Annotated in this window: 23 protein-coding genes and 1 riboswitch; of the genes, 14 read left to right on the top strand and 9 right to left on the bottom strand. The window is 59.2% G+C overall.

What is annotated here, in order from left to right; translation table 11 throughout:
- Nucleotides 1-213: 213 nt before the first annotated feature.
- Nucleotides 214-1,587, bottom strand: a complete 1,374-nt coding sequence (locus AC1DCP_RS10645) for an aminotransferase class III-fold pyridoxal phosphate-dependent enzyme (RefSeq protein ID WP_476774258.1) — start codon at nt 1,585-1,587, stop codon at nt 214-216.
- 14 nt (nt 1,588-1,601) lie between these two features.
- Complete coding sequence (locus AC1DCP_RS10640) at nt 1,602-2,438, bottom strand: GNAT family N-acetyltransferase (protein WP_112959479.1); 837 nt, start codon at nt 2,436-2,438, stop codon at nt 1,602-1,604.
- A 321-nt stretch (nt 2,439-2,759) separates the two neighbouring features.
- Here AC1DCP_RS10640 and AC1DCP_RS10635 point away from each other — a divergent pair, with 321 nt between their 5' ends.
- Both AC1DCP_RS10635 and AC1DCP_RS10630 read left to right on the top strand, forming a co-directional pair.
- Nucleotides 2,760-3,428 carry a haloacid dehalogenase type II gene (locus AC1DCP_RS10635; RefSeq protein ID WP_003511068.1) on the top strand — a complete coding sequence of 223 codons (669 nt, stop codon included), beginning with the start codon at nt 2,760-2,762 and terminating at the stop codon, nt 3,426-3,428.
- Nucleotides 3,429-3,442: 14 nt separating this feature from the next.
- Nucleotides 3,443-4,717: an NAD(P)/FAD-dependent oxidoreductase gene (locus tag AC1DCP_RS10630; protein WP_065659587.1), complete on the top strand. Its 1,275-nt coding sequence runs from the start codon at nt 3,443-3,445 to the stop codon at nt 4,715-4,717.
- 269 nt (nt 4,718-4,986) lie between these two features.
- On the opposite strand, the gene AC1DCP_RS10625 is transcribed toward AC1DCP_RS10630, so the two are convergent.
- The 6 genes from AC1DCP_RS10625 to argE all read right to left on the bottom strand — a co-directional run bounded on the left by AC1DCP_RS10625 (nt 4,987) and on the right by argE (nt 11,743).
- Nucleotides 4,987-6,444, bottom strand: coding sequence for an NAD-dependent succinate-semialdehyde dehydrogenase (locus AC1DCP_RS10625; RefSeq protein ID WP_111788618.1), 1,458 nt, complete (start codon nt 6,442-6,444; stop codon nt 4,987-4,989).
- 15 nt (nt 6,445-6,459) lie between these two features.
- Nucleotides 6,460-7,503 carry a tartrate dehydrogenase gene (locus AC1DCP_RS10620; RefSeq protein WP_065662555.1) on the bottom strand — a complete coding sequence of 348 codons (1,044 nt, stop codon included), beginning with the start codon at nt 7,501-7,503 and terminating at the stop codon, nt 6,460-6,462.
- Nucleotides 7,504-7,516: 13 nt separating this feature from the next.
- A complete protein-coding gene (locus tag AC1DCP_RS10615; RefSeq protein WP_111828973.1) occupies nt 7,517-8,980 on the bottom strand; it encodes an aldehyde dehydrogenase family protein in 1,464 nt (487 codons plus the stop codon).
- 307 nt (nt 8,981-9,287) lie between these two features.
- Nucleotides 9,288-9,644 (bottom strand): cupin domain-containing protein, encoded by a 357-nt coding sequence (locus AC1DCP_RS10610; RefSeq protein WP_013761644.1) that lies wholly within the window; start codon nt 9,642-9,644, stop codon nt 9,288-9,290.
- A gap of 26 nt (nt 9,645-9,670) precedes the next feature.
- Nucleotides 9,671-10,594, bottom strand: a complete 924-nt coding sequence (locus AC1DCP_RS10605; RefSeq protein WP_112959478.1) for a 2-hydroxyacid dehydrogenase — start codon at nt 10,592-10,594, stop codon at nt 9,671-9,673.
- A gap of 24 nt (nt 10,595-10,618) precedes the next feature.
- Entirely contained in the window at nt 10,619-11,743 is a 1,125-nt protein-coding gene (gene argE, locus AC1DCP_RS10600; RefSeq protein ID WP_111803472.1) for an acetylornithine deacetylase, read from the bottom strand.
- A 211-nt stretch (nt 11,744-11,954) separates the two neighbouring features.
- Between argE and AC1DCP_RS10595 the strand changes: the two genes are divergently transcribed.
- The 5 genes from AC1DCP_RS10595 to AC1DCP_RS10575 all read left to right on the top strand — a co-directional run bounded on the left by AC1DCP_RS10595 (nt 11,955) and on the right by AC1DCP_RS10575 (nt 16,606).
- Complete coding sequence (locus tag AC1DCP_RS10595) at nt 11,955-12,833, top strand: GNAT family N-acetyltransferase (RefSeq protein ID WP_003511056.1); 879 nt, start codon at nt 11,955-11,957, stop codon at nt 12,831-12,833.
- A gap of 39 nt (nt 12,834-12,872) precedes the next feature.
- Nucleotides 12,873-13,108, top strand: a riboswitch (cobalamin riboswitch).
- Nucleotides 13,109-13,273: 165 nt separating this feature from the next.
- Nucleotides 13,274-14,305, top strand: a complete 1,032-nt coding sequence (locus AC1DCP_RS10590) for an ABC transporter substrate-binding protein (RefSeq protein WP_476774257.1) — start codon at nt 13,274-13,276, stop codon at nt 14,303-14,305.
- Nucleotides 14,302-15,330, top strand: coding sequence for a FecCD family ABC transporter permease (locus AC1DCP_RS10585; RefSeq protein ID WP_003511052.1), 1,029 nt, complete (start codon nt 14,302-14,304; stop codon nt 15,328-15,330). Before AC1DCP_RS10590 ends, AC1DCP_RS10585 begins: the two co-directional genes overlap by 4 nt.
- Nucleotides 15,327-16,127, top strand: coding sequence for an ABC transporter ATP-binding protein (locus AC1DCP_RS10580; RefSeq protein ID WP_112959476.1), 801 nt, complete (start codon nt 15,327-15,329; stop codon nt 16,125-16,127). Before AC1DCP_RS10585 ends, AC1DCP_RS10580 begins: the two co-directional genes overlap by 4 nt.
- Nucleotides 16,124-16,606 (top strand): pseudoazurin, encoded by a 483-nt coding sequence (locus tag AC1DCP_RS10575; RefSeq protein ID WP_112959475.1) that lies wholly within the window; start codon nt 16,124-16,126, stop codon nt 16,604-16,606. The genes AC1DCP_RS10580 and AC1DCP_RS10575 overlap by 4 nt, the downstream gene beginning before the upstream one ends.
- 162 nt (nt 16,607-16,768) lie before the next feature.
- Here the strand turns inward: AC1DCP_RS10575 and AC1DCP_RS10570 are convergent, their stop codons facing one another.
- Nucleotides 16,769-17,593, bottom strand: coding sequence for a class I SAM-dependent methyltransferase (locus AC1DCP_RS10570; RefSeq protein ID WP_112959474.1), 825 nt, complete (start codon nt 17,591-17,593; stop codon nt 16,769-16,771).
- Nucleotides 17,594-17,706: 113 nt separating this feature from the next.
- Between AC1DCP_RS10570 and AC1DCP_RS10565 the strand changes: the two genes are divergently transcribed.
- The 7 genes from AC1DCP_RS10565 (at nt 17,707) to AC1DCP_RS10535 (ending at nt 26,621) form a co-directional block, all read left to right on the top strand.
- Nucleotides 17,707-18,840 carry an ABC transporter substrate-binding protein gene (locus AC1DCP_RS10565; protein ID WP_060642314.1) on the top strand — a complete coding sequence of 378 codons (1,134 nt, stop codon included), beginning with the start codon at nt 17,707-17,709 and terminating at the stop codon, nt 18,838-18,840.
- A 94-nt stretch (nt 18,841-18,934) separates the two neighbouring features.
- On the top strand, nt 18,935-20,074 hold the full coding sequence (locus tag AC1DCP_RS10560; RefSeq protein ID WP_476774256.1) for an ABC transporter substrate-binding protein: 1,140 nt from the start codon (nt 18,935-18,937) through the stop codon (nt 20,072-20,074).
- Entirely contained in the window at nt 20,071-21,138 is a 1,068-nt protein-coding gene (locus AC1DCP_RS10555; RefSeq protein ID WP_065687782.1) for a FecCD family ABC transporter permease, read from the top strand. The genes AC1DCP_RS10560 and AC1DCP_RS10555 overlap by 4 nt, the downstream gene beginning before the upstream one ends.
- A complete protein-coding gene (locus AC1DCP_RS10550) occupies nt 21,132-21,884 on the top strand; it encodes an ABC transporter ATP-binding protein (RefSeq protein WP_003511038.1) in 753 nt (250 codons plus the stop codon). Before AC1DCP_RS10555 ends, AC1DCP_RS10550 begins: the two co-directional genes overlap by 7 nt.
- Before the next feature lie 209 nt (nt 21,885-22,093).
- On the top strand, nt 22,094-22,594 hold the full coding sequence (locus AC1DCP_RS10545; RefSeq protein WP_013761633.1) for an RNA polymerase sigma factor: 501 nt from the start codon (nt 22,094-22,096) through the stop codon (nt 22,592-22,594).
- 111 nt (nt 22,595-22,705) lie between these two features.
- Complete coding sequence (locus AC1DCP_RS10540; RefSeq protein WP_003511034.1) at nt 22,706-23,701, top strand: FecR family protein; 996 nt, start codon at nt 22,706-22,708, stop codon at nt 23,699-23,701.
- A gap of 148 nt (nt 23,702-23,849) precedes the next feature.
- Nucleotides 23,850-26,621, top strand: coding sequence for a TonB-dependent receptor (locus tag AC1DCP_RS10535; protein WP_112959473.1), 2,772 nt, complete (start codon nt 23,850-23,852; stop codon nt 26,619-26,621).
- Nucleotides 26,622-26,669 lie beyond the last annotated feature (48 nt).

Raw genomic sequence — 26,669 nt, 5'->3', positions numbered from 1 at the left:
GGCATTTTATTCTGTTCCCGGACGGGATCCTTGCCCCGTTCCCATTCTCGCTAACGCCCTTTTTTATGGCGTTTAGTGCTTTTTCTGTTGATAGTTTGGCAGTTCCAGCGCGCCGGATTCTCCGAAAAGGATCGGGTCTTCGGCAGAATATTGCGAATATGTGCGGCGTTGCGACATTTCGAGAAGGTGCCGCAACGCCATCCACTGTTCGCCTCAGGCCATGGCGGCCCGCACTGCCGGGTCCTCGAGCGTCTGGTCGAGGGTTTTCCGCGTCCGCTCTATAATGGCGTCGATCTCGTCATCGGTGCAACACAGCGGCGGCGCGTAGCCGAGGATGCCGTTGGCGAAGGCGCGCACGATGAGGCCGTTTTCCCAGGCGCGGTCAAAAACCTTGCGTGCAGGGGCCGCTGCAGCCGGCAACGGGGTTTTCCTCTCTTTGTCGGTCACGAGTTCGATAGCGGCAAGCATGCCCCGGCCACGCACATCGCCAACCAGCGGATGGCTTCTCAATCCTTCCATCCCGGCCATCAGCCGCTGACCGGCGCGCCGGCCGTTTTCCAGCAGCCCGCCCTCGTAAAGTTTCAGCACTTCGAGACCAACGGCGGCACTGACGGGATGGGCGGAATAGGTATAACCGTGCCCGACCGCGGCATCGCCAGCGAAGTCGGCTATTGTATCATAAACATGGTCGGCCATGAAGACGGCGCCCATCGGCACATAGCCCGAAGTCAGACCCTTGGCGGCCGTGATGAAGTCCGGCACGATATCTTCGTCGGCACAGGCAAACAGTGGTCCCGTGCGGCCGAAGCCGGTAATAACTTCGTCGGCAACGAAGAGAATGCCGTAGGAACGGCAGAGTTCTCGCATGGCCTTGATCCAGCCAGGCGGCGGCACCAGAACGCCACCGGAGCCCTGAATGGGCTCTGCATAAAAGGCGGCGACCCGCTCCGGGCCGATAGCCTCGATCTTGTCCTTCAGGATTTGCAGGGAAGAGGCGATGATGGCGGCGGGGTCGCTCCCGACCGGATTGCGATAGGCATAGTGAGACGGAATTTTGTGCTGCCAGTCGTAAGGCACGCCGAAACCTGCATGGAAGGCGGGAAGCGCAGTCAAGCCTGAACCGGCGGTGGTGGAGCCGTGATAACCCTGTTCGATGGAAATGAACTGGTCGCGCTGCGGCTGGCCTTTGGCGTGCCAGTAATAGCGGATGAAGCGGATGGTGCTGTCCACCGCGTCGGATCCGCCAAGCGTGAAATAGACGTGGTTGAGATCGCCGGGCGCGCGGTCGGCGAGTTCGGAGGCCAGGCGAATGGCGGGTTCGCTGCCAATGTCGAAATAGGCAGTGGCATAGGGCAGTTCACGCATCTGCTTTGCCGCCGCTTCCACGATGCTGTCATGGCCATAGCCTGCATTGACGCACCAGAGGCCGGCAAAACCGTCGATCAGCTGGTGGCCGGTCATGTCGGTAATCGTTGCACCCTTTGCCGATTTCAGCACGCGAACGCCAAGCTTTTCATGGCCACGGAAGGAAGAGACAGGGTGCACCAGATGGGCGCGGTCGAGCTCGATCAGTGAATTGCTTAACATGGGTCTCTCCGGATTCAGCCCAGCGCCTGGCTGGTCAACGCGAATGTTTTCAGTTTTTTGTCGGCAAAGGTTTCCGCCTTCGGTCGGCGCATGGCGATGCCGCCACCGACATGGGCAAGACCGTATTCGGCAAGCCAGGGACCAAGTCCCGTCTCGGTGGTGGTGTCTACGCGCAGGAATGCGCCGGGGCGCTCGGAAACTACGAAGGCAATCAAATCCTTTGCGATTTCAGCAGTTTCCGCGACAATCGGGCCGATGACTTCACCACGGCCAAAGGCGCGAAGGCCTGCAAAACCCATGATGGCGCCATGCTGTTGAACCACCGCAAACCGTGCCCTATCTGCAAGCTCGGTAAAGAGTGCCGTACGATCCGCACCGAATGCCTGCGCGTCGAGTGCGCCAAGCTCGGCCGGTACAATCGTTTCTGCCCATGCCACGTTAGCGGGCTTATCGGCGGCCGTAGGAATTCCCTGGTGCTGACGCACCTCGCCGCATGCGACGAACCCCATCTTCTCATAGAGGGGGAGGCCTTCAGCGGTGGCGGTCAGACGGCACTCGCGATTTTCCGCAGCATCGACGACTGCCTGCATCAGCTTGCGTCCGAGACCACGGCCGCGCATGGCCTCGTCCACGATCACCATGTTGACGGTGGCGCAGGTGTCTCCGAGAAGCGTGGCCATTGCGGTTCCGACGACGCGACCGTTTTCGATAGCGACGAAACCCTTGCTCAGTGAAAGGACGAGCGCCCAGTCTTCCCGGCGGTGTGGCCAACCGGCCTGGCGGGAAAGCTCGACGGCGGCGTCGAGGTGTTGCGGCTCAAATTTCTGGATATCGATGAGGCTGGCTTGCATGGCCCAACTCCGTTTTATTCTTCATGTTCATTGATAGACCGGCGGCAAAAGAACATTGTCCCGACGAATGGCAAGGTTCGATATGTTTCACTGTTGCTTTTACCCGCCGCCGCATCTTATGCCGCACATCATCTGCTTCCATCCGCAGAACGGGGGTGGGCGGCGGCTTCCGGTTTTATCGCACGCAACTCTCTGCCAAACTGGCGGCTGCATACGCAACAATCTGCTTTCGAGAATGGCAATTGCAGTGCGTCGACCGGGCAAAGGCCTCTATGATCTTGTTATTGCAGCCACCACCCATCCCCAAGCAAGGACGACGACATGACCATCTTCCGCCCGAAATACATCACTTTCGATTGCCACGGTACGCTGATTCATTTCCAGATGGCAGAAGCTGCCCGCGATCTCTATGGTGATCGTCTGGGCGAGGCCGAGATGCAGCAATTCATCAAGGACTTCTCTGCCTATCGCCTGGACGAGGTCATGCATGACTGGAAGCCTTACGCCGAAGTTGTCCATAACGCCCTGTCGCGCACCTGCAAGCGCAACGGTGTGGCCTTCAAAGACGAAGATGCGGTAATGGTGTATGAGCGCGTTCCGACATGGGGTCCGCATGCGGACGTTCCGGCCGGTCTGGCGAAGGTTGCCAAGGAAATTCCGCTGGTCATTCTGTCTAACGCCATGAATTCGCAGATCATGTCGAATGTGGCAAAGCTTGGCGCGCCGTTCCATGCTGTCTATACCGCCGAACAGGCGCAGGCCTACAAGCCGCATTTCAAGGCTTTCGAATATTTGTTCGACATGCTCGGCTGCGGCCCGGAAGATATTCTGCACGTCTCGTCCTCCTTCCGCTACGACCTGATGTCCGCGCACGATCTCGGCATCAAGAACAAGGTCTGGGTCAACCGCGGCCACGAACCGGCAAACCCCTATTACGGTTATACGGAGATCTCCGATATTTCCGGTCTCGCGGGCGTCGTTGGACTGTAAGGAAGGACCGGATCATGAAGCTCGTCTCCTATTGGCACGACACGGCGCCCCTGTTTGCGGGGGCGGCGCAAGGTCCTGTCGAAGGCCATTACGATGTGGCCGTCATTGGTGGCGGCTTCACGGGTCTGGGTGCTGCGCGCCAGCTGGCAAAAGCGGGCGCGCGCGTGGTTGTTCTTGAAGGACAGCGCGTCGGCTGGGGTGCTTCCGGGCGCAATGGCGGTCACCTCAACAACGGGCTGGCCCACTCCTACCTCTCCGCGAAGGCGGAACTCGGTAAGGAGCGCGCCATCGCGCTCTACAAGGCGCTGGATGCCTCGATCGACACGCTGGAAAGCCTGATCGCCGAGGAAGGGATCGATTGTAATTTCCGCCGCGCCGGCAAGCTGAAAATGGCTTCGAAACCGCAGCATTTCGAAAGTCTGGCGAAAAATTTCGAGGCTGTTCATGCCGAGGTGGATCCCGACACGGCGCTTCTGTCGGTTGACGATCTCAAGGCGGAAATCGGCTCTCCCTTTTATGGCGCCATGCTGTCCAAGAAGAGCGCTATGATGCATATGGGCCGCTATGTGGCCGGCCTTGCGCAGGCTGCCAGCCGCCATGGTGCGGTCATCTTTGAAAATGCGGCGGTGACGAAACAAACTCAGAACGGAAAGACACACACGCTGGAAACGGCGCGCGGCAAGGTCACCGCGGATAATGTTCTTGTGGCAACCGGCGCCTACACGCCCTCCGGCTTCGGCTATTTCCGCCGCCGCATCATCGCGGTCGGCAGTTTCATCATCGCCACGCGGCCGTTGACGGATGCCGAGATAAAGGCGTCCGTCCCGGGTAACCGCACCTACGTCAACACCATGAATATCGGCAATTATTTCCGCCTCGCACCGGACAACCGGTTGATCTTCGGCGGCCGCGCGCGCTTTTCCACGACATCGGACCAGCGTTCGGATGCCAAAAGTGGCGCGATCCTGATGGACAGCCTTCACCGCATATTCCCGCAGCTTGCGCATGTGCCGATCGATTATTGCTGGGGCGGACTGGTTGATATGACCAAGGACCGTTATCCCCGCGCCGGTTTCCATGACGGCGTCTGGTACGCCATGGGCTATTCCGGCCACGGCGCCCAGCTTTCCACCCATCTGGGCATGATCATGGCTGACGCCATTCTGGGCCGCCCGGATAACAACCCGCTGAAGGGGATGGACTGGCCGGCGGTGCCTGGCCATTTCGGCAAGCCCTGGTTTCTTCCCTTGGTAGGGCTTTATTACAAGATGCTGGATAAGATTCAGTAGCGCGTTAGTTCATTTCTTCATCATGCCGGACTTGATCTGGCATCCAGCCACTGCGCGCCTGCACGGTGAATAGTCTTTTACGATCAATGACGTGATCGCGCTGGACCCCGGATCTAGTCGGGGGTCACGACACGTGAATGCCGTGGCTTTGTCAAACCAATTCATGCCTCCGGATTTTTCTTCCACCCCTGGGGGTGCTGCTTTTCAATTTTGCACCAAAAAAGAAGGGCCGCAGAGCGGCCCTTTAGGCGGGGAGAAAGAAACAGTCTTCAGGCAAGTCCACCGATGTGGAACGTCTTCATTTCCAGATATTCCTCGATGCCGACCTGTGCGCCTTCGCGGCCGAGGCCGGATTGCTTGACGCCGCCGAAGGGGGCGACTTCGGTGGAGATCGCGCCGGTATTGAGGCCGACCATGCCGAACTCCAGCGCCTCGCCCACGCGCCAGGCGCGTTTGAGGCTTTCAGTGTAGAAATAGGCGGCAAGGCCGAAGGGAGTGCCGTTGGCGATCGCAATCGCCTCCTCTTCCGTCTCGAAGCGGAAGAGCGGGGCGACTGGCCCGAAGGTCTCTTCGCTCGCCAGCCGCATGGCGGTTGTTGCGCCCGTCAGCACCACCGGTGCGGTATATTGCGAACCTTCAGGCAGATCATGAGGCTTGGTAATGATCTCGGCGCCCTTGGAAACGGCGTCATCGATATGCGCGCGGATTTTGGCGATTGCCGGCTCGTTGATCATCGGACCAATGGAAACACCTAGCTCCGTTCCGGGTCCGACACGCATGGCATCGACGCGATCAGCCAGTTTTTTCGCAAACGCATCGTAAACGCTCGCCTGAACGAGAATGCGGTTGGCGCAGACGCAGGTCTGACCGCCATTGCGGAATTTCGAAACGAGCGCGCCTTCGATGGCGAGATCGAGATCTGCATCGTCGAATACGATGAAAGGGGCATTGCCGCCGAGTTCCAGCGACAGTCGTTTTACACTGTCGGCCGCACCGCGCATCAACAGCGAACCGACACGGGTAGAGCCTGTGAAGGAAATTTTCCGCACCGTCTCATTGGCCATGATCTCGTTGCCGATCTCCGTCGGCATGCCGGTGACGATGTTGATTACGCCAGCCGGAATACCTGCACGTTCGGCGAGAACGCCGAGCGCTAGGGCCGAATAGGGCGTGAATTCCGAGGGCTTGATGACCACGGTGCAGCCAGCCGCCAATGCAGGTGCGACCTTGCGGGTGATCATGGCGTTCGGGAAATTCCACGGTGTGATGATGCCGCAGACACCGACCGGCTCCTTCAGCACCACGATACGGCGATCCGGCGTCGGAGAGGGAATGGTGCCGCCGCTGATGCGTCGGCCTTCTTCCGCAAACCACTTGACGAAGGATGCTCCATAACGGATTTCGCCCTTGGCCTCTTCGAGTGGCTTGCCCTGTTCGATGGTCAACATCAGGCCGAGATCGTCGATGTGTTCGATCATCAACGCGAACCATTTTTCCAGAAGCGCCGCGCGCTCCGCGTGCGTTTTCTTCTTCCACGGCCCGAAGGCAGCGTTGGCGGCTTCGATGGCCGCGCGGGTTTCCACGCTGCCCATATCCGGCACGGTGCCGATCACCGCCTGCGTCGCCGGGTCGATCACGTCGACCGTCTTGCCTGATGCGGCCGCTTTCCATGCGCCGCCGATCAAACCCATCTGGCGAAAGAGTTCCTTATCCTTCAAGCCCTGCATTATCTGTCTCCGAAATCAGTCGAGAGCCGCAAGAACTGCGGCAGTTATTACGTCTGTCTTGTCCTTGCCCGGCACGGTGCCAATGCCCCGGCCGGTCGCCTTTTCCAGCGCCGCCATGACCCGCCTGGCCGCATCCGCCTCACCCAGATGCTCCAGCATCATGGCGCCGGACCAGATGGCGGCGATGGGGTTGGCAATGCCGAGATGGGCGATGTCAGGGGCCGAACCGTGCACCGGCTCGAACATGGAGGGTGCCGTGCGGTTGGGATTGATATTGGCGGAGGCGGCAAAACCCAGGCCGCCCTGAATGGCTGCGCCGAGATCGGTCAGGATATCGCCGAAGAGGTTTGAAGCGACCACGACATCAAGGCTTTCCGGCGCCATCACCATGCGCGCCGCCATGGCGTCGATATGGTAGCTGGAAACTTCAACATCCGGATATTCGGCGGCGAGCTTTTGCGTCACCTCGTCCCAGAACACCATCGAATATTTCTGGGCGTTGGATTTGGTGACGGAAGCCAACTTGCCGCGACGCTTTTGCGCCTGCTCGAAGCCGAAGCGCAGGATGCGTTCCACGCCCTTGCGGGTGAAGATGGAGGTTTCGACAGCGACCTCGTCTTCGGTGCCCTGATGCACGCGTCCGCCGGCACCGGAATATTCACCTTCGGTATTTTCGCGGATGCAGAGAATGTCGAATCCATCCGCTTTCAACGGTCCCTGCACGCCGGGCAGAAGCCGGTGCGGGCGGATATTGGCGTATTGCACAAATGCCTTGCGGATCGGCAGAAGCAGGCCGTGCAACGATACCGAATCCGGCACCTCCGCTGGCCAGCCGACCGCGCCCAGCAGAATGGCGTCGAAGCCGCGCAGGGTCTCGATGCCATCCTTCGGCATCATCGCGCCGGTCTCCTTGTAGAAGGCGCAGGACCAGGGGAATTCGGTGCCTTCAAGCGCAAAACCGGAGCTTTTTGCTGCGGTGTTGAGAACCTGCCAGGCGGCATCAGTCACGCTTTTGCCGATGCCGTCTCCGGGAATGAGTGCGATGCGATGCGTTTTCAAGATGTTTCCCCTGTTACAGTCCGATCAGGACGCTTTTGCTCTTGCGGTTGGCGAGATAGGCCTCCCGTCCGAGATCCTTGCCGATGCCGGAGCGTTTGTAACCGCCGGTCGGCAGGATATGGTCGCGGGAGCGGCCATAACGGTTGACCCAGATCGTTCCTGCCTGGATGGCGCGAGACAGGCGCATGACGCGCGAGATATCGCGGCTGAAAAGACCCGCGGCAAGACCGTAGGTCGGGTGATCGGCGAGCGCCAGCGCCTCTTCTTCCGTCTTGAAGGTTTGCAGGGTCAGCACTGGCCCGAATATCTCTTCTGTGACAGCAGGGGAGGTCTGGTCGACATTTGCGATCAAGGTCGGCTGGTAGAAATAACCCGGACCGTCCATGATCGCGCCGCCCGTCAGGCATTCGCCGCCATGGGCGACAGCCGCCTGCACGATGCCGTCAATGCGCTGGCGCTGCACTTCGGAGATGATCGGCGAATACTGTGTTGCTTCGTCCCAGGTCGGGCCGGGCTTCACCGTCTTCATGCGGGCGATGATTGCGGCGGAAAGCGCCTCTGCGACACTCGCTTCAACGATTATGCGCGAGCCGGCAACGCAGGCCTGCCCGGCATTGGACAGAATGTTGCCGGCGATCGCGGCGGCGGCTTTTTCGATATCGGCATCTGCAAAAACCAGCTGCGGACTTTTGCCGCCCAGTTCCAGCGTCATGGGCTTGACGCCGGTACGCGCGATATTTGCCATGATGGCCGAACCTGCTGCCGTCGATCCGGTGAAGCTGACCTTGGAAATTTCGGGATGGCCGGTGATGGCATTGCCTGTCACTGGCCCGTCACCCAGCACGATGTTGATAAGCCCGGCGGGCAGCCCTGCCTTGATGGCGAGTTGCGCCATGAAAATGCTGGAGAAGGGCGTCATCTCCGACGGCTTGAGCACCACGGCATTGCCGGCTGCGAGTGCCGGACCAAGCTTCCAGCCCGCCATGGACACCGGAAAATTCCAGGGCGTAATGGCGCCCACGACGCCATAGGGCTCGGTCATGATCATACCGACGCTTGTGTCGTCGGTCGGCACGAGATCACCGCCCTCCTTGTCCGCAAATTCGGCAAAGAAGCGGATCTGTTCTGCAGTGACGGCGATATCGCCGGCAATCAGGTGGCCCACGGGCCGGGTTGAGGAGAGCGCCTCGATTTTCGCCAGCGTCTCGGCTTCCTGCTCGATCAGGTCTGCCCAGCGTTGCAGCACCCTGGTGCGCTCACGCGGGCGCACGCCGCCCCAGTTACTGCTCTTCAGTGCGGCTTTGGCGGTTTGCACCGCCTCATCGACAAGTGCCGCATCCGCCTTCGGGCAACCGGCATATTCGATGCCGTCCGAAGGACGATGCATGTCGATGCCGTTTTTAGCCGGGATCAGCCGGTCGCCGATGAAATGGCCGATCGGCAGGGACAGGCTGTCTGGATCGAAGCTGAGCGTCATGGATGATCCTCTGTGGATATGCGCCAAAGCTACTCCCTGATGGCAAGCAGCATCGACCGACTGCGGCGGGGGCGGTGAACGAAAATCCTGTTTTGCTGGTGGCCCACAGCGCAATCTTCGGCGGGCATGAAGACCGCGCCGAAAACTTTGCGGCGGGTCCGATCGAGGGCCGTAAATCCGGTCGAAAGGCATCCGGGCAGGATACCCATGTAAACCATGGCTGGCATCCACCTGCGGATTGCCAGCCATCGCTTTTCTCAAAAATGCCTCTCCATCAGCCGGGATGCCAGGCATGCTGTTCGGCAAATCATCCGTTCACGGTCACATAGATCTTGCGCACGGTTTCGATTGTCTTCCAGACGCCAACGAAACCGGGCTTCATGACGAAGCTGTCGCCCGCCGTGTAACGCAGCGGCGCGCCGCCCTCCGGTGTGATCTCGATGACGCCTTCGAGAATGTGGCAGAACTCGAATGTCTCGCCCTTGATCGAGCGGCTTTCGCCGGGGGTCGCTTCCCAGATGCCAGTATGCACGGTGCCATCACGGGCTTCATCTAGCGGCCAGGTTTTGAAGGACGGGTCGCCGGCGATGAGGCGTTCGGGCAGGGCCTTGGAGGCTTTCGGTTCAAAGGCGGGATTGGTGTCGATGGTCTTGAGGAGAGACATGGGTGTCCTTTCTTGGAACGGTAGGATCAATATCCGCGGCTACGGTCAACGAGGCCGAGCGGTTCGAGACCGGATTCGTATCGTTTGATATTTTCGACGACGGTGCGGGCAGCGGAATGGGGCTGGGTGACGCTGGCAATATGCGGCGTCAGGAGAATTTTCGGATGGGTCCAGAAGCGGTGGTCTTTGGGCAGGGGCTCCGGATCGGTAACGTCAATCACCGCACCTGAAAGCCTGTCGCTGTTGAGTGCATCGAGCAAAGCGTCATGATCGAGCTGTTTGCCGCGCCCGGCGTGAACCAGAGCAGCCCCTTCGGGAAGCATCCCCAGATGCTCGGAGTTCAGAAGCCCCGTGGTCTCTTCGGTGAGAGGCAGCAGGCAGACGAGAATATCGCTGGTGGAGAGAATGGATTTGAGGCCGTCGTCGCCATGATGGCAGGTGACGCCATCGATCTGACGCTGTGAGCGGCTCCAGCCGGAAAGCGGAAAGCCGAAAGGTTTCAGCCGCTCCAGCGCAGCAACGCCCAGCATGCCGAGGCCGAGAACGCCCACCCGGCACTCTTCCGCCTGACGCTGGGGCAGGGCATTCCACAGTTGCTGGCGCTGCTGGTTTAAATAGACCGGCAGGTTGCGGTGGAGGGAAAGTACGCCGAGGCAGATATATTCCTGCATCATGCGGATGATGCCCTCATCCACCATGCGTACGACCTTTACCGTCTCAGGGATCGCCTCGATGTGAAACTGGTCGACACCCGCGCCAATCGAAAACAGGACTTCGAGATTGCGATACCGGGCAATGTCCTGTGGTACCGTCCAGGTGATGAGGTAACGGACTGCATCGGGATCGACAGTTGATGCATCCATCGAAAACGGCAGATCAGGCAGTTCTGCAGCTAGAGCCTGCCGGAAAATCTCGCCGCGCTTGGCGTCGGAATTGAAGAGAAAAGTCATCTGAAATCTATGCTTCCCGAAGGTTCAAGCCGTACAGTGGCTTGCGAGTGTGTCCAGCATCGACTGGCAGGCCGAAAGTTCGCCCGTCGTTATGAACTCGTCCGGCTTGTGGGCGCGGCCGATATCTCCTGGTCCGCAGATGATGGCGTCGATGCCCGCCGCCTGGAACAGCCCCGCCTCCGTGCCGTAGCTGACGGCGGCGAGACAGGGGGTGCCGGTCAATTCCTCCAGAAGCAGAACAAGCGGAGCATTGGCTGCAAGCGAAAGCGCCGGATAATCGCTCATAGGCGTCCATTCGATATCGACACCCTTTGCTGCAAGAGCCTCGACGCTTGCGCGAATCGACCCGAGCAGTTCAAGCGGCGATATGCCGGAAATCGCCCGCGCTTCCAGCTCGATGGCCGAGAAATCGGGGATGATGTTGATCGCCTGGCCGCCCTTCATCGTGCCGATCTGCAGCGAGGAGTAGGGTGGCTCGAAAGTCGCTTCAAAGGGGCCTTTCGTCAGCTCATGTGCCGTCTCCACGGCCTTTGCCATGATGCCGGTCATCAGATGAATGGCATTCACCCCCTGATCAGGCCGGGACGAATGGCCGGAACGGCCACGGATGGTAATGCGAGCTGCTGCTTTGCCCTTGTGTGCACGAACCGCCCGCATATTGCTCGGTTCGCCGATAATTGCGCCGGCCGGTGCGGCGCACAGTTCAGGCAATCTGGCGAGAAGATGCGGAACGCCACGGCAACCCGCCTCCTCGTCGTAGGAAAAGGCGATATGCACGGGACGTTTCAGCGCCATGCGCGAAAATGCAGGCGCCGCGGCGAGAACCGTGGCCAGAAAACCCTTCATGTCGGTGGTTCCGCGCCCGTAGAGACGATCATTTTCCGCCCGCAGTGTAAAGGGATCGGAAGACCATTCCGGCTCGCTGGCGGGTACGACATCCATATGGCCGGACAAAACATATCCGGCGCGATCGGCCGGGCCGAAGGTGGCGAAGAGATTGGCGCGGTCGCCCTCCGGTCCCGCAAGCAGCGATACTTTCGCGCCGTGGCTTTCAAGATAATCGGCGATCCAGCCGGCAATATCGCCATTGGCGGTTCCAACGACCGACGGGAAACCGACGAGACGCTCAAGGATTTCGATTGCGTTCAATGGTCGTCTCCGCTGACCGGATTGTCATCCCGAAAGCTTAGAATGGACTGCGACGTTTATCTGCTGAAATGCGAATGATTTCGGTAGATTGTTGTGACCTTCCAGTGCTTTCAGAAAATTCGTGCTGGCGTAACCGGCTACCGTCGGATGTCGTGGGCTAGGCCGGGACCGGATGAAGGTTGTGAGCCGTAGGGGATGAGGGCCGTTGGTTATGGACCTGCTCAAAGTCGATAGTTTCGAGCTGCGGACCGTGGATATCGCGGACGTGGATGCCGATCATCTGCATGCACTCTCCATGGCCGTCGGATGGCGATATCACGCGAATGAATGGTGTTTTCTGCGGCAATGCGGCGTGGGTCTCGCTGCGCTCGATGAGATCGACCGTGTTGTCGCAACCGCGATGCTCTTTCCCTATGATCAGGGGTTTGCGACGCTTGGCATGGTCATTGTTTCCCCCCGTTTGCAGGGGCAGGGCGTAGCACCATGGCTGGTGCAGAAACTTGTCGCGAAATTCCCCACTGTCTCCCTGCGATTGAACGCGACGGGAGCGTCGCGGCGGTTGTTTTCAAGGTTGGGTTTTGCCGGCGATGCGGAAAAAGTATATCTGTTCCGGGGAAGGGCGAATTGCCTTTTCGAGATACCGCCGCCCGGCAGAAAACAACGAATAGAGCCGTTATCCGCAGGTCATCTGACTGATGTGGTGGAACTAGACCGGGCGGCTTTTGGCGTTTCGCGCCGGAACGTTTTGCAGCGACTTTTGACGCAGAATGCGGGTTACGGTGTGTTTGAGGCGGACCGTCTTACCGCTTTTGCGCTGCGCCGTGCGGCAGGGCGGGGCCACATTATCGGTCCGGTCGTTGCGGGTGCGGACATGGATGCGATTGCGCTTGTGAGGCGGCATTTTACCGATCTGGACGATGAGCTGGTGCGTCTCGACACCATCAGCGACAATAGTCTCTTTATTGATTTTATTGCGCAATCCGGGCTGGTGGTGATTGAAACCCTTACCACCATGTCCAAAGACGCGCCGCAACCGGCGCCTTCCGGCGCTACAAAAATTTTCGCGTTGGCGGGTCCGTCTTTGTGCTGAGCTGCAGCACTATCGCAATTGACGCCCCGGCGCTTGCCCCTTATGTCAGAAAGTGACGGTTCCTGAAGCCGAAGGGCAAAGGGATTAATAGGGAACATGGTGCGGCTGATTTCTATCGCCCAATGCCGTGGCTGCCCCCGCAACTGTAAGCGGATTGCCGCTCATCCTCGTGACGCCTGAAAAGCGTCATGCCACTGCACCCTTCAAGGTGCGGGAAGGCAGATGAACGGCGTATATTCGTGAGCCAGGAGACCTGCCGTCATAATATTGACCATCGTTACGGGCGGGGATGCCCGGAAGAGGAGCTGATTATGACCTTTCCGTCCGCGGAAACGTATTTAGAGTCCCGTTCTCCATCTCCACACTTGTTGTCGCTCTGTCACTACGCGTTTTGACGCGCGGCCTGCGGATCACGCCACTTTATTTAGACTGGAGAACATATGTTTCATTTCAAACGCCTGCCGGTTTCCGCCGGTCTTCTGGTTGTCGCATTAGCGGCCTTGCCCGCCGGTGCCGCTCAGGCTGCCGAAACCACCTATCCGCTGACGATCAATAGCTGCGGCCACGAAATCACCTTCAAGCAGGCGCCCGCCCGCACAGTATCGGTCGGCCAGAGCACGACCGAGGTTCTCTATCTGCTCGGCGTGGCCGACAAGGTGGTAGGTACGGCGCTGTGGATCGGCCCGGTTCTTAAGGGTTACGAGGACGCCAATGCCAAGGTGGAGCGGCTTGCCGACAATGATCCGAGCTTCGAGGCGGTGGTTGGCAAGAGGCCGGACCTCGTGACGACGCAGTTCCAGTGGCAGATCGGTCCCGAAGGCGTTGTCGGAACACCGGAGCAATTCGCCGAACTCGGTATTCCCGTTTATACCTCGCCTGCCGATTGCATGGGCAAGGACAACTCCGGCGGCGGCGACGGCGTGCGCAAGTCCGTTTTCACCATGGACCTGATCTACCAGGAGGTCCGCGACCTTGCGAAAATTTTCAACGTGCAGGATCGCGGCGAGGAAGTCGTTGCCGACCTGAAAAAGCGTGAGGAAGCCGCCCGCGCCAAGATCGCTTCGGCGAATGGCAAGATTTCAGCGGTCTTCTGGTTCTCCAGCGCCGAGCTGGATATCGATCCTTACGTGGCGGGCCGCAATGGTGCGCCGGGTTACATCATGTCCGCGCTCGGGCTGAGGAACGTTATCGAAAGCGATGAGGAATGGCCGACTGTTGGCTGGGAAACCATCGCCAAGGCCAATCCGTCCGTGATCGTTGCCGGCAAGATGGACCGCCGGCGTTTCCCCGCCGATGACGTCGCCGTCAAGCTCAAGTTCCTCGCTACCGATCCGGTTGCCAGCATCATGCCCGCCGTCAAGGCGGCCCATGCCTTCGAAATGGACGCGCAGGCGATGAACCCGACCATCCGCACGATCGAAGGCATTGAAACGCTGGCCGAGGCGATTTCCACAGCCGGTCTCGCCAAGTGAACGGTCTTTCCGTCAATCTTGGCAGGGCGGGTCTGGCTTTTGCCGCACTCGCCCTGCTGCTCGTCGCGCTGATGGCCGGTGCGGCCATCGGCGAGACTGCCATTCCGTTCGACGTCGTGGCAAAAACCATTGCCAATCGTGTCTTCCATGCGGGTTATCCGCTGGAGCCGCTGGATGAGGGCATCGTCTGGAGTTACCGCCTCAGCCGCGCCGTTGTTGCCGCGTGCTGTGGCGCCTCGCTGGCGCTGGCCGGTGCGGTGCTTCAATCACTTCTGCGCAACCCGCTCGCCGATCCCTATATCCTCGGTATTTCCGCAGGCGCCTCAACCGGGGCCGTGGCCGTGGCGCTTCTGGGCTTCGGGGCGGGGTTCCTGACGATGCCGGCCGGCGCCCTGATCGGTGCTTTTGTGGCTTTTTCGCTTGTCAGCCTTCTGGCGGTGCGGGCAGGGCACGGCAACAGCGCCATCATCCTGGCGGGGGTCGCCGGTTCGCAACTGTTCAACGCCATGACGTCGTTCATCGTCACCAAATCCGCCAATGCCGAACAGGCGCGCGGCATCATGTTCTGGCTGCTGGGCAATCTTTCGGGCGTGCGCTGGCCGGATGTCTGGCTGGCTTTGCCGGTCAGTATTGCGGGTCTTGGTGTGTGCCTCTGGTACGCACGCGCGCTTGATGCTTTCGCTTTCGGCGGGCAGGCAGCAGCTTCGCTCGGTATTCCAGTGCGCCGGGTCTATGCGGTGCTGATCTCGGTTTCGGCGGTCATGACGGCAGTCATGGTGTCGCTGGTCGGTTCCATCGGCTTCGTCGGTCTCGTCATCCCGCATGCGGCGCGCATCTTCGTTGGCGTTCGCCACGGCATGTTGCTGCCGGTGACGGCGCTGACCGGTGCAATTTTCATGATCATCGCAGATATTCTTTCGCGCACCGTCATTCCGGGGCAGGTGCTGCCGATCGGCGTGATCACTGCGCTGGTCGGCGCGCCCGCCTTCGCCTTTATTCTCGGGCAGAAGAGAGGCCGGTCATGAAATTATCCGCCCACGATCTGCATTTCCATGCCGGCAATCTCGACATCGTGCGCGGTGTTTCGCTGGAGGTCGCCACGGGCGAGTTTCTGGGTATCATCGGGCCGAACGGTTCGGGCAAAAGCACGTTGCTTTCCATGCTGGCCGGCATTCGCATGCCGCGTCGGGGTCATGTCATGCTTGGTGAGGAACGGCTTGCCACATTCGGGCGGCGCGAACTTGCCCGCAGGCTGGCCTTTGTGGAGCAGCAGGCCGAAACCACCGAGCGCATCAGCGCGCGACAGGCCGTGGAACTGGGGCGCACGCCCTATCTCGGCCCGCTTTCCGCATGGTCGCCAAAGGACGACGCCATCGTCGATGCGGCGCTCGGAAATGTCGATATGGCGGACAAGGCCGAGCGAAACTGGCATCACCTTTCCGGCGGCGAACGCCAGCGCCTGCACATTGCCCGCGCATTGGCGCAGGAGCCGCATATTCTGCTGCTGGACGAGCCGACCAACCATCTCGATATCGGGCACCAGATCGGCCTGCTCGATCTGGTGCGCAGGCAGGGACTGACGGTTGTGGCGGCGCTGCATGATCTCAATCACGCCGCCATGTTCTGCGACCGCGTCGCCATCATGCATCGCGGTGAAATGATCGCTGTCGGCCCACCGCGCGAGGTCCTCACCCCTGCGACCATCGACGATGTGTTCGGGGTGCAATCCGTCGTCACCACGGATGAAAGCGGATTTTCACATATTCGTTTTCTGCCGGCCCACGGTGCGGCCGATCACGCAAGGAAAGCAACGGCACGATGATGAAATTGAAAAGACTTGCAAATCTCCGCTTTTGCGCCCGACAGCTTTGCGTTTCCGCGGGACTTGCCATGGTTGTGGCCACAGGGTTTTCCATTCAAGCCGGAGCCGAGACCTTCGAGGTGAAGATGCTGAACCGTGGCGAAAAGGGCTCCATGGTGTTCGAACCCGATTTTCTGGAGATCGCTCCCGGCGACCGCGTGCGCTTCGTGCCGAGCCACAAGAGCCATAATGCCGCGACGATCAATGGTATGGTTCCCGAAGATATTGAAGGTTTCAAAAGCCGGATCAACGACGAATTCGAGACCGGTTTCGAAAAGCCAGGCTTTTACGGCATCAAATGCTCGCCGCATTACGGCATGGGCATGGTTATGCTGATCAAGGTGGGGGACGCGGTTTTGCCGCAGAGCTACAGGACGGTAGAGGTCCCGGGCCGGGCGAAGCCGCGCTTTGAGGAGCTATTCGAGCGGGCGGAAAAATGAGGTGCCTTCGTCGCGTTTTCATGCGTCATGCCGGACTAGATCCAGCATTCAGCCAAGGCGCGTCTGCACCGTGAGAAACTATTATTACGCGATCAAGGACTTGGTCGCACTGGACCCCGGATCACATCCGGGGTGACGGAGAGCTTGGTGGCTTTGGTCGCCCTATCCCTTGCCGGACGTGTGCGGCTTCACGGCGCATATTGCATAACGGTGCTGCAATCCCCGCAAGATGCCTTTCAGCAGACTGAAATTTTTTGCCTGGGCACGATGAATGGCCTGAAGTTCCTGATCGATGGCAACGGGCTCGAAGCCGGTTTCACGCAACAGCGCCGCGACGTCACCAGCTCTTGCACCCTGTGAAAAATAGACCCGCGATAGAATGCTGTTGAAGGTGTTTTCCGGATCCGCCGGCTTGTGCGGCTGGTCCGGCTTCACAAGGCCGATGCTTTCCAGACCCGCCGCCAGCTTCTTGACCAGTCTTTCGCGCCAGCCGGTGTTGACGAAATCGCCATCGACGATCATCAGGCGTCCGCCGGGTTTCAAGACACGGAACCATTCGGCAAAGCTTGCCTTCGGGTCAACCAGCGTCCAAACCAGATGGCGGGTGATGATGACGTCGGCGCTTTCGTCCGGCTCCATCGTGTTTTCGGCGTCGCCGACAAAAAAGCGGATATTGCGCCCGCGGGTTTTCGCCTTCGCCCTTGCAAGCTCCAGCATGGTTTCCGACCAATCCATGCCGGTGACCTGAAAACCGAGATCGTCCATCAGGTGCGAGATAACGCCGGTGCCGCTGGCCAGATCCAGCGCCTTGCGGCCTTCTCCCTGGCCCAGATGCTTCAAAACCAGCGCGTGCCAGGCCTTGCGCTCTTCTTCGGAGAAAATCTCATGACCCGGGGAAAGGTCGAAAGTCGCGGCGCGGCCGGACCAATAGGTTTTGATTTCGTCTCTCAGACTGTCGTTTTTGCCATAGTGGATAGTGTCGATCATCGGTCTTTAGCTCACATACCGGTCAGTTAAGAATGGCTCTAAAACATAAAACTTGACTAGTATAGTCAGAAAATAATACAGCCGCGCCAGTCAACACTGGAGAGCAATATCCGATGCGCATCTCAGCCAAATCCGCGGCACTTGCCCTTGGCCTTCTCGTATCCGCAGCGTGGCCTGCATTGGCCGAAAAGGTTACCGTCAAGGATGTGACCGGCCGCGACGTGGAAGTCAATGTGCCCGTTTCGCATGTGATCCTCGGCGAAGGCCGTCAGATCTACTTCCTGGCGGCGCTCGACAAGGAAAACCCTTTCCAGCACGTTGTCGGCTGGCGCGACGACCTGGCGAAAGCCGACCCGGAAACCTATGCGGCCTATCTCGCCAAGTACCCTGATATTGCCAAGCTGCCGACCTTTGGCGGCATGAAAGACGGCACCTTCGACATCGAGCAGGCCATTTCGCTGAAGCCAGACGTGATCCTGATGAACATCGACGCGAAGACCGCGACGCAGGAGGCCGGTTACATCGAGAAGCTCGAAAAGGTCGGCATCCCGCTTGTTTACGTCGACTTCCGCGAAAAGCCGATGGAAAACACCGAGCCGAGCATGCGTCTGATGGGCCAACTGACCGGCAAGGAAAAGATCGCCGAGGACTTCATCAAGTTCCGCGCGGACGCCATCGCCAAGGTCACCGATACGCTCGAAAAGGCCAATCCGAAGAAGCCCGTCGTGTTCGTCGAACGCGCCGGCGGTTATTCCGACGATTGCTGCATGTCCTTCGGAAACGAGAATTTCGGCAAGATGGTCGAACTCGCCGGCGGCATCAACATGGCCAAGGACATCATTCCCGGCACGTTCGGCAACGTCAATCCGGAACAGATCATCGCCTCCAATCCGGAACAGATCATCATCACGGGTGGCAACTGGAACGGTTATGTTCCCGGCGGCAACTGGGTCGGTGTCGGTTATGGCGCGGATATGAAGGAAGCCCACCGCAAGCTTGAAAACCTGACCAAGCGCCCGGCTTTCACCGGGGTACAGGCGGTCAAGAACGGCAATGTCCACGCCATCTGGCACCAGTTCTACAACAACCCGTATCAGTTCGTGGCCATTCAGGAAATCGCCAAGTGGCTGCACCCGGACCTCTTTAAGGATCTCGACCCCGAGGCGACCTTCAAGGAGCTGCATGCCCGCTTCCTGCCGCTCGACTACAAGCCCGGTTACTTTGTGTCGCTGAAGGACACGAAATAAGACAGGGACGGTGAAGGGGAGCGCCGTCCGATCGATGGATGAAGCCGCAGCCATGCGGCTTCATCATTTTCTTTTGGAACTAAGAGGACTTCTCATGCGGCTTAACGCTCTCAGGCATCTTGCGGTGCTGGCTTTGTCTCTTCTCGCTTTGCCGGCTTATGCCGGAGAAATCACCGATGTCACCGGACGCAAGGTCGAGCTGGACCTGCCGGTCAAACGTGTCATCGTCGGTGAGGCGCGCCAGATCCACGTCATCGCGGCGCTCAAGGGCGACCAGACCTTCGACACCATTGTCGGCTGGCGTGACGATCTCCTCAAGAAGGACCCTGACAGCTACGCCGCCTATGTCGAGCGCTTTCCGCAGATCGAAAAACTGCCGCGCTTCGGTTATGTGCCGCAGGGCGATTTCAGTCTGGAAACGGCCATTACCCTTTCGCCTGACGTGATCACCCTCAATCTGGAAGCGGAAAAATCCGCCAAGGAAAGTGGTTTCGAAGAGAAGGCCGCCGCCGCCGGAATCAAGATCGTCTATCTCGATTTTCGCATCGATCCCGAAAAGAACAGCRAAGCCTCGATTGAAATTCTCGGGAAAATGTTTGGCGCGCAAGAGCGTGCAAAGGAATTCATCGCCTATCGCCGTGCAGAAATCGCCCGCGTGACCGACCGGCTCGCCAGCGTCAAGGACCTGAAGCGTCCCGGCGTCTTCATCGAGCGCGCACCCGGCATTTCCGGTGAGGACAATTGCTGCCGCACCTTCGGCCCGGTCAATTTCGGCGCAATGGTCGATCTCGCTGGCGGCCATAATATTGCCGACGGCATCATCAAGACGACGTTCGGCGATCTCAATCCCGAGCAGCTCGTCGTTGCCGATCCGGATCATGTCATCGTAACCGGCTCAAACTGGGCGGCTGAATCCGATATCAACCAGTTCGTTCCCGTTGGACGCGGAGCCGACATGGCTCTTTCCCGGAAAAGACTGACAAACCTGATGAGGCGCACGCCGTTTCCGGAACTGAAGGCTGTCAAACAGGGCAATGTCCATGCCGTGTGGCACCAGTTCTACGGCGCGCCCTACGAGTTCTTTCCGATTCAGCAATTCGCCAAGTGGTTCCATCCCGAGCTCTTCGCCGATCTCGATCCCGAGAAGAATTTTGAGGAATTTCACCGGAAATTCCTGCCCGTCACCTACAAGCCGGGCTACTTCGCATCCCTCGAAAAAGGTTCGAATGAATGAGTTCGTTGAATGAAAGCGCCGTTGGCGTAAGTGGGCGCGATCAATATCGCGCCCTTGCCGCACGAAGGATCGTTATTCTCTTCGGGCTTTTCATCGCCCTTTGTTTCACTATGGCTGCCGACATGGCACTTGGTCCGGCGCGCTACACGATATCAGAAGTTCTGGCGACGATTGCCGATCCGGCTGCTGCTGCAAACCAGCTTCGGGTGGTGATATGGGATATCCGCATGCCGATTGCGCTGATGGCGGTCACCGTCGGCGCGTCGCTTTCGGTTGCGGGCGCACAGATGCAAACCATCCTGTCCAATCCTCTCGCCAGCCCGTTTACGCTCGGCATTTCGGCCGCTGCCAGTTTCGGCGCCGCGCTGGCCCTTGTTGGCGGCGTTGCGATCTTTCCCGGTGCCGTCCAGTACATGGTGCCGATCAACGCCTTCATCATGGCGATGATTGCCGCCCTGTTCATTCATTTTGCCTCGACGATGCGCGGCGTAACCGTGGAGACTATCGTCCTTCTCGGCATCGCGCTGGTGTTCACCTTCAATGCCGCATTGTCGCTGCTTGAATATCTGGCTTCCGAACAGGCGCTCGCCGCCGTCGTTTTCTGGACCATGGGCAGCCTGACCAAGGCCACGTGGGAAAAGGTCTATATCACCGGTGGTATTCTTCTCGTTACGGTGCCGATGTTCATGCGCAACGCATGGGCGCTGACGGCGCTTCGGCTGGGTGACGACAAGGCAGCCAGCATGGGCATCAATGTGCGTCGGCTGCGGCTGCAGACCATGCTGACGGTCAGCCTTCTTGCCGCGATTCCGGTTTCTTTTGTTGGCACCATCGGTTTCGTCGGGCTTGTCGGCCCGCACATAGCCCGCATGGTGGTGGGCGAAGATCAGCGGTTCTTCCTGCCGGGCTCGGTGATCTGCGGTGCGCTGCTGTTGTCGGCGACCTCTGTTATCAGCAAGATACTCATTCCCGGCGCAATTCTGCCAATCGGCGTCATCACGGCGCTGGTTGGCGTACCGTTCTTTTTTGCGCTCATTTTCGGCAACAGGAGACGCGCATGGTAGCGCTCGCACTGAAGGATGTCGGCGCTGCCTACGGCCGCACGACTGTTCTCTCCAAGGTCGGCATCGATACGCTGGAAAGCGGCAGTGTCACGGCGGTCATTGGCCCGAACGCTGCCGGCAAGTCAACGCTTTTCAAGCGCATCGCCAGCCTGATCTCCGGTCCCGGGCTTGTCGAGTTGTCAGATACGGCACGCGGCAACCGGGCCATCTGCTACATGCCGCAGGACACCGGCGCCAACGCCGTGCTGACGGTTTACGAATCCGTGCTTCTGTCCGCCAAGCAGGGCGGCGGCTGGCGTGTTCACGACGATGAGCTGTTTGAGATCGACGCCATTCTCAAGGCGCTGAAAATCCACGATCTCGCCTTCCGGGGGCTCGGCGAATTGTCTGGCGGTCAGCGGCAGCTTGTGTCCCTGGCGCAGGCGCTGGCCCGCAAGCCGGAGGTGCTGTTGATGGACGAGCCGACATCTGCTCTCGACCTCCACCGGCAGGTCGAGGTTCTGGGGTTTGTGACCGACCTTGCCCAGAAGACTGGCATGATCGTGCTGATCGCCCTGCACGACCTCAATCATGCGCTTCGTTATTGCGAGAATACGATGGTGATCGCGCGCGGCGAAATGGTGGTGAGCGGCAGCACCGAGACGGTGATAACCCCGGCCATGCTGCGCGATATCTACCGCATCGATGCGCGCATCGAACCCTGTTCGCAGGGCAGGCCGATGGTAATAGTCGACGGCGCAATCTGACGCTATCACAGGACCCGGCCGCGCCTGCCGCCGGGTCTGCGAGTCTCTGGCTGTTGCAGGGTCCGCGACCGCACAAATTCTTGATAATAATAGTCATGAAATAGCTGTTCGGTCGAGAGTTTGGGTGCTAGAGGTTTAGACGGGAAAACTGCTTTGTCGTTTGGGGGCTTGCAGTTTCGTTTATCCTTGAAATTTCTCTCGGTTGAGACATGGGCATACGGGAAGATGACAAGCGTTATAACGCTTACGTCGCGCACAGGGTTGACCTGATCAAATACGCCACGCTTATTTTAGGGTCGCGGGCGGACGCGGAGGACGTGGTTCAGGAGGCATTCCTGAAATTCGTTCCCGAAGGTTCCGGCAATCCTTCCAACCTCAAATCCTATCTTTTCCGCATCGTCCGCAACCTCGCCCTCGATAATCGCCGCCGCAACCGGCAGGACCTGCGGGAGCGTCCCGACGATACCCCGTTCTGGGGCATACCGCAGGGTCACGGCACACCAGAAGAGCATGCCCTGTTCTGCGACGAGGTCCGGCAGATGCAGATTATTTTGGCCTCTCTGCCGGTTCAGGCGCGTGTGGCATTGGAAATGCATAGATTTGGCGGCTACAATATGGAAGAGATCGCCCGTCACCTCGGCGTATCCGTGGCTAGCGCCCACCGTCTGATTAAGAGTAGTATTGCCGCCATTACCAAAGAAATGCAGTAAAATAGCCTTTATTGTTTCATCTTGTGAAAAAAAGTTCTCCCTCAAACGTCTTTAAAGCAACACGGAAGACGAGGCATCTCCTCCGCCCAGTCAAAGGAACTGACCGGCTCAATGACAATTGATCCCGATAAAAAAATAACATTGCCGACCGGGAAGGCGGAGGAGGCTGCCGACTGGCTGATACGCCTGCAGACGGGTTCGGCGGAACCGCGGCTGAAGGCGGAATTTGATCGATGGTTGGCTGCTTCGCCGGCAAATCGTCTGGCCTGGGAGCGGACATGCAAGACTTGGCGGAATCTCGGTCTGGTCGAGCCGGGTTTAAAAAGCCTCTGGGAAGACGCGCCGCACCTGCCTGGCGTTGCCGGAAAACAGGCATCGCGACGGCGCTGGTCCTTGCGGCATTATGCCGGCATGGCGGTGGCAGCAGTGTCTCTCTGTCTTGCGGTGCTGTTCGTTCCCACGCTTTTCGTCCATATCAAGGCCGAATATCAGACCAGTACCGCAGAGAGCCGCACCATAACCCTTGAAGACGGCAGCAGGGTGCAGCTTGCCGCGGCAAGTGCGCTTACCACTGATTTTGCCAATGGCCGCCGTAATGTGAAGGTGCTGAAGGGCGAAGCTTTTTTTGATGTCGTGCCGGATAGCGACCGTCCCTTTGTCGTGGAGGCGAAAAACCTGACCGTCCAAGTGCTCGGCACGGCTTTCGATGTCGACATGACGGATGGCGTGACGCAAGTCGCTCTTGCGCATGGTTCCGTGGAAGCTTCCTTCCGCAACGCGCCACCAACGCGGCTGGTGCCGGGTGAGATGCTGGTTGTCGACGCCTCCGGTGCAATCCGGAAAGAGACCGTTCCCGTCGAGGATATTGGTGGCTGGCGCAACGGCGAGCTTTACGTTGTGGATGCGACGATCGGTTCTGTCGTCGAGCAAATCCAGCGGTATCATCCCGCATGGCTGACGATGGCGGACAAGACGCTTGCAGAGCAGCGTGTGACTGGCTTCTACAATCTTCGCGATCCGGACCGTGCGCTGGAAGCATTGGTGGAACCCTATAAGGGCAAGGTGCATGCAATTGCCAATACCGCCCGCATCATCACCCGTTTCTGAAGCGCCATAAAACAAAAAATCGTATTTATTTTCAGTCGTTTATAAAAAATTCTCCGAAACCCTGAAAAAAACTGCCGAGGCAATCGTCTTTTTGTTGAGTAATCCGGTCAAGATATAGCCGGAGCGAAGACAGGAAGACAAAAGCAGTATGCGCCTCCAGATACGTAAGAACGGTTCAGGGAAAAACGCGGCAAAGCCGGCACGTATGACCGTGCTTTTGGCGACAACGGCGGTGGTCGTTTCAATGTCGGTACCGGCTTTTGCGCAGAGCGGACCGAATGCCGCCAATGGTCAGCGCTCCGGTGGCGAGCAGGGTGCAACGCGGCCTTTTAATATTCCCGCCCAGCCGCTGTCCTCCGTTGTCGGCGTTTTCGGGCGGCAATCCGGTCTGCAGGTTACGCTTGCCACACCGTCCGCCGGCAATGTGCGCACCAATGCCGTTACCGGCAGTTTTACGGTGCGGGATGCGCTGTCCCGGCTTCTGGCAGGCACGGGCGTGAATTTCCGGTTTGCCGGAAATGGCAGAACCGTCGTCATAGGCTCGGGCCAGGCCGCTGCCGATCTTTCAGGGGCGGAAGGCACCACCGTTCTGGAAGAAATTACAGTGACCGGAAAAACCGGACGCAATTCCATTGCCGGCACCGGTTATCAGGGAACGCCCGACTGGGTTTATGAAACACCCGCCAGTGTCAGCGTCGTCAGTCGCGAGGCGATCCAGTCCGCCGGCGTGCGCAACACGCGCGATGTCTTCAACCGCGTCTCCGGCGTCTATGCCGGTGAGGGCAACGGCAGCTTCCCGACCGTTTCGCCCAATATACGTGGCTTGCAGGAAAGCGGCCGCGTGGTCGTCTCCATCGATGGTGCGCGGCAGAATGCGCAGCGTGGCGCAGCTTTCGGCGGGGCCACGAGTTACACCGCGAGCGCCGGGCAGGGTTACGTCGATGTTGCCTTTATCCGTGCTGTCGAGATCGAGAAAATAACCAATGCAAGGTCGGGTAACGCGGGTTCGCTTGGCGGGAAGGTCGAGTTCCGTACCGTCAGCGCCGCCGATCTGATCCCCGAGGGTGCGAACAAGGGGGCTGAGGTGAATGTCTCCCGTGGCACCAATGGTTACGATTTTCAGGGTTCGGTTCTGGCCGCAGTTCGTGAGCCGAATGGCCCTCTCTCCTTTGTCGCCGGTTACAGCCGCACGATCATGGATGAATACAAGATCGGAACAAGAGGCGAGGCACGAAGCACCGCTTTGACGATGAAGGACCTGCTCGGCAGGGACGGTTGGTCGACATTTTTCAAGGGCGAAGGTGACTTCGGGGATGTGCAGACTTCGTTGTCATGGATGCATCAGCAGAATGATTTCGTTCAGGGTGCGTCCACCGTGGTCGACAGGGAAAGTGTACACAACGACAGCGTCGTCGCGAAGCTGGACTGGGACCCCGAAAGCGAACTAATCGATTTCAAATCTTCGTTGTGGCTGAACGACAATATGACGCACGAACTGCGATCGGCGCGCACTTATGCGGTGGAGACCAATCTAGATATGGGCCTGCGCAGCTTCGGTGGCAACTTGGAAAATACCAGTCGTTTCGACACCAAGGCGGGTGCGCTCAGCCTAAATTATGGGGCCGAAGCCTTCCGGGATATAGCCACATCCGTTGCTATGAGCTCCAAGATCAAGGAAAACCCCTCCTTTGCCACCAGCTACACGGCTTTCAGCCCCGCCGGGCGGCGCGATGTCGCGAGCCTGTTTTTAAACGGTGAGCTGGAGCCGGCGGATTGGATCACGCTAAGTGGCGGCGTGCGTTACGACTGGTCACGCCTGAAGGGATCGGCGACTTATTACAGTACCCGCAGCTATCTCGTAGACACCTCTGTCCCCTGCGATCCAGTCGGCAACCATTACACACCTCTCGACTATTTCAATCAGGTGTTCCTTCCCGCCAACCCGTCCTGGACTGCGCGCTACGCGCTTTATCTGGCGCGTGCCTGGCCTAATGCTTCGGCAGGTTGCATGCCTGGAACTGGCACAATTACGCCACCGATACCCGTTACCGACTACCCGGAGCACAATGTCGATATCGATCGCACCTACAGTGCCTGGCTACCCTCCGCCACGATTGAACTGAAACCCGTCGACTGGTTCCGTCCCTATGTGAGCTATTCCCAAAGCCTGCGTCCGCCGACAATTCTCGAGGCTCTCTTTGCCGGTGCCCGTCCGGGGGACAGCCCCGGATATGAATATGCCCCGAACACATCCCTGCGGGCCGAAAAAGCCACCACTTACGAAGTCGGCGCGAATATGAGCTTTGACGGCGTGCTGCTGGACAACGATTCCGTCCGCATCAAAATGGCCGCCTTTCGCCGTGGGGTGAAGGATTACATTGCTCTCGGTTATCTCGTCACGGATCAGGTGGCGGATCGGACCTATACCAGCTTCGTCAATCTCGACGGCACGACCTATATGCGCGGCCTTGAATTCGAGGGCAATTACGATGCGCAAAGCTTCTGGCTTGGTGGCTCAGCGACGCTGCTGAAGACCGATTGGCCGGACAAAACCCAGGTTTTCTCTAACGGCACGACCACGACAAGCGGCGAGATCGTCGCATGGCCGGGTGACGTTGCACCCAAGGTGAAGCTGACGCTCGATGGCGGCATGCGTTTCTTCGAGGAAAAATTCTCTTTGGGCGCACGGCTCAACCATGTCACGCCGACGCAATCGCGGACGCTCGATACGGAGGGTAACCTGCGGGAGGTAACCGATCCCTACACGACGGTGGACCTATACGGCTCCTATACCTTCAACGAAAAGGCGACGCTTCGTTTCGCGGTCAACAACCTGACCGACCGCAAATACATCCCGGCAGCCAGTGCCTATACCGCGCCGGGCCGCACATTTATCGCAACGATGAACGTGAAGTTCTGATGCGCGGAAGAAATTCTCCGGGCTGGGGTTGCAGCCCGTCCCGGAGAT

The sequence above is a fragment of the Agrobacterium sp. 10T429 genome (assembly GCF_056393925.1).
This window is presented reverse-complemented; position numbering and strand designations above follow the sequence as displayed.

What these genes read in the sequence shown, in the direction of transcription:
- AC1DCP_RS10610 (WP_013761644.1), bottom strand. Translation starts at nt 9,644, where the DNA reads ATGTCTCTCCTCAAGACCATCGACACCAATCCCGCCTTTGAACCGAAA.
- AC1DCP_RS10625 (WP_111788618.1), bottom strand. Translation starts at nt 6,444, where the DNA reads ATGCAGGGCTTGAAGGATAAGGAACTCTTTCGCCAGATGGGTTTGATC.
- AC1DCP_RS10590 (WP_476774257.1), top strand. Translation starts at nt 13,274, where the DNA reads ATGTTTCATTTCAAACGCCTGCCGGTTTCCGCCGGTCTTCTGGTTGTC.
- AC1DCP_RS10630 (WP_065659587.1), top strand. Translation starts at nt 3,443, where the DNA reads ATGAAGCTCGTCTCCTATTGGCACGACACGGCGCCCCTGTTTGCGGGG.
- AC1DCP_RS10575 (WP_112959475.1), top strand. Translation starts at nt 16,124, where the DNA reads ATGATGAAATTGAAAAGACTTGCAAATCTCCGCTTTTGCGCCCGACAG.
- AC1DCP_RS10550 (WP_003511038.1), top strand. Translation starts at nt 21,132, where the DNA reads ATGGTAGCGCTCGCACTGAAGGATGTCGGCGCTGCCTACGGCCGCACG.
- AC1DCP_RS10580 (WP_112959476.1), top strand. Translation starts at nt 15,327, where the DNA reads ATGAAATTATCCGCCCACGATCTGCATTTCCATGCCGGCAATCTCGAC.
- AC1DCP_RS10570 (WP_112959474.1), bottom strand. Translation starts at nt 17,593, where the DNA reads ATGATCGACACTATCCACTATGGCAAAAACGACAGTCTGAGAGACGAA.
- AC1DCP_RS10640 (WP_112959479.1), bottom strand. Translation starts at nt 2,438, where the DNA reads ATGCAAGCCAGCCTCATCGATATCCAGAAATTTGAGCCGCAACACCTC.
- AC1DCP_RS10645 (WP_476774258.1), bottom strand. Translation starts at nt 1,587, where the DNA reads ATGTTAAGCAATTCACTGATCGAGCTCGACCGCGCCCATCTGGTGCAC.
- AC1DCP_RS10540 (WP_003511034.1), top strand. Translation starts at nt 22,706, where the DNA reads ATGACAATTGATCCCGATAAAAAAATAACATTGCCGACCGGGAAGGCG.
- AC1DCP_RS10635 (WP_003511068.1), top strand. Translation starts at nt 2,760, where the DNA reads ATGACCATCTTCCGCCCGAAATACATCACTTTCGATTGCCACGGTACG.
- AC1DCP_RS10615 (WP_111828973.1), bottom strand. Translation starts at nt 8,980, where the DNA reads ATGACGCTCAGCTTCGATCCAGACAGCCTGTCCCTGCCGATCGGCCAT.
- AC1DCP_RS10535 (WP_112959473.1), top strand. Translation starts at nt 23,850, where the DNA reads ATGCGCCTCCAGATACGTAAGAACGGTTCAGGGAAAAACGCGGCAAAG.
- AC1DCP_RS10595 (WP_003511056.1), top strand. Translation starts at nt 11,955, where the DNA reads ATGGACCTGCTCAAAGTCGATAGTTTCGAGCTGCGGACCGTGGATATC.
- AC1DCP_RS10545 (WP_013761633.1), top strand. Translation starts at nt 22,094, where the DNA reads ATGGGCATACGGGAAGATGACAAGCGTTATAACGCTTACGTCGCGCAC.
- AC1DCP_RS10565 (WP_060642314.1), top strand. Translation starts at nt 17,707, where the DNA reads ATGCGCATCTCAGCCAAATCCGCGGCACTTGCCCTTGGCCTTCTCGTA.
- AC1DCP_RS10605 (WP_112959478.1), bottom strand. Translation starts at nt 10,594, where the DNA reads ATGACTTTTCTCTTCAATTCCGACGCCAAGCGCGGCGAGATTTTCCGG.
- AC1DCP_RS10555 (WP_065687782.1), top strand. Translation starts at nt 20,071, where the DNA reads ATGAGTTCGTTGAATGAAAGCGCCGTTGGCGTAAGTGGGCGCGATCAA.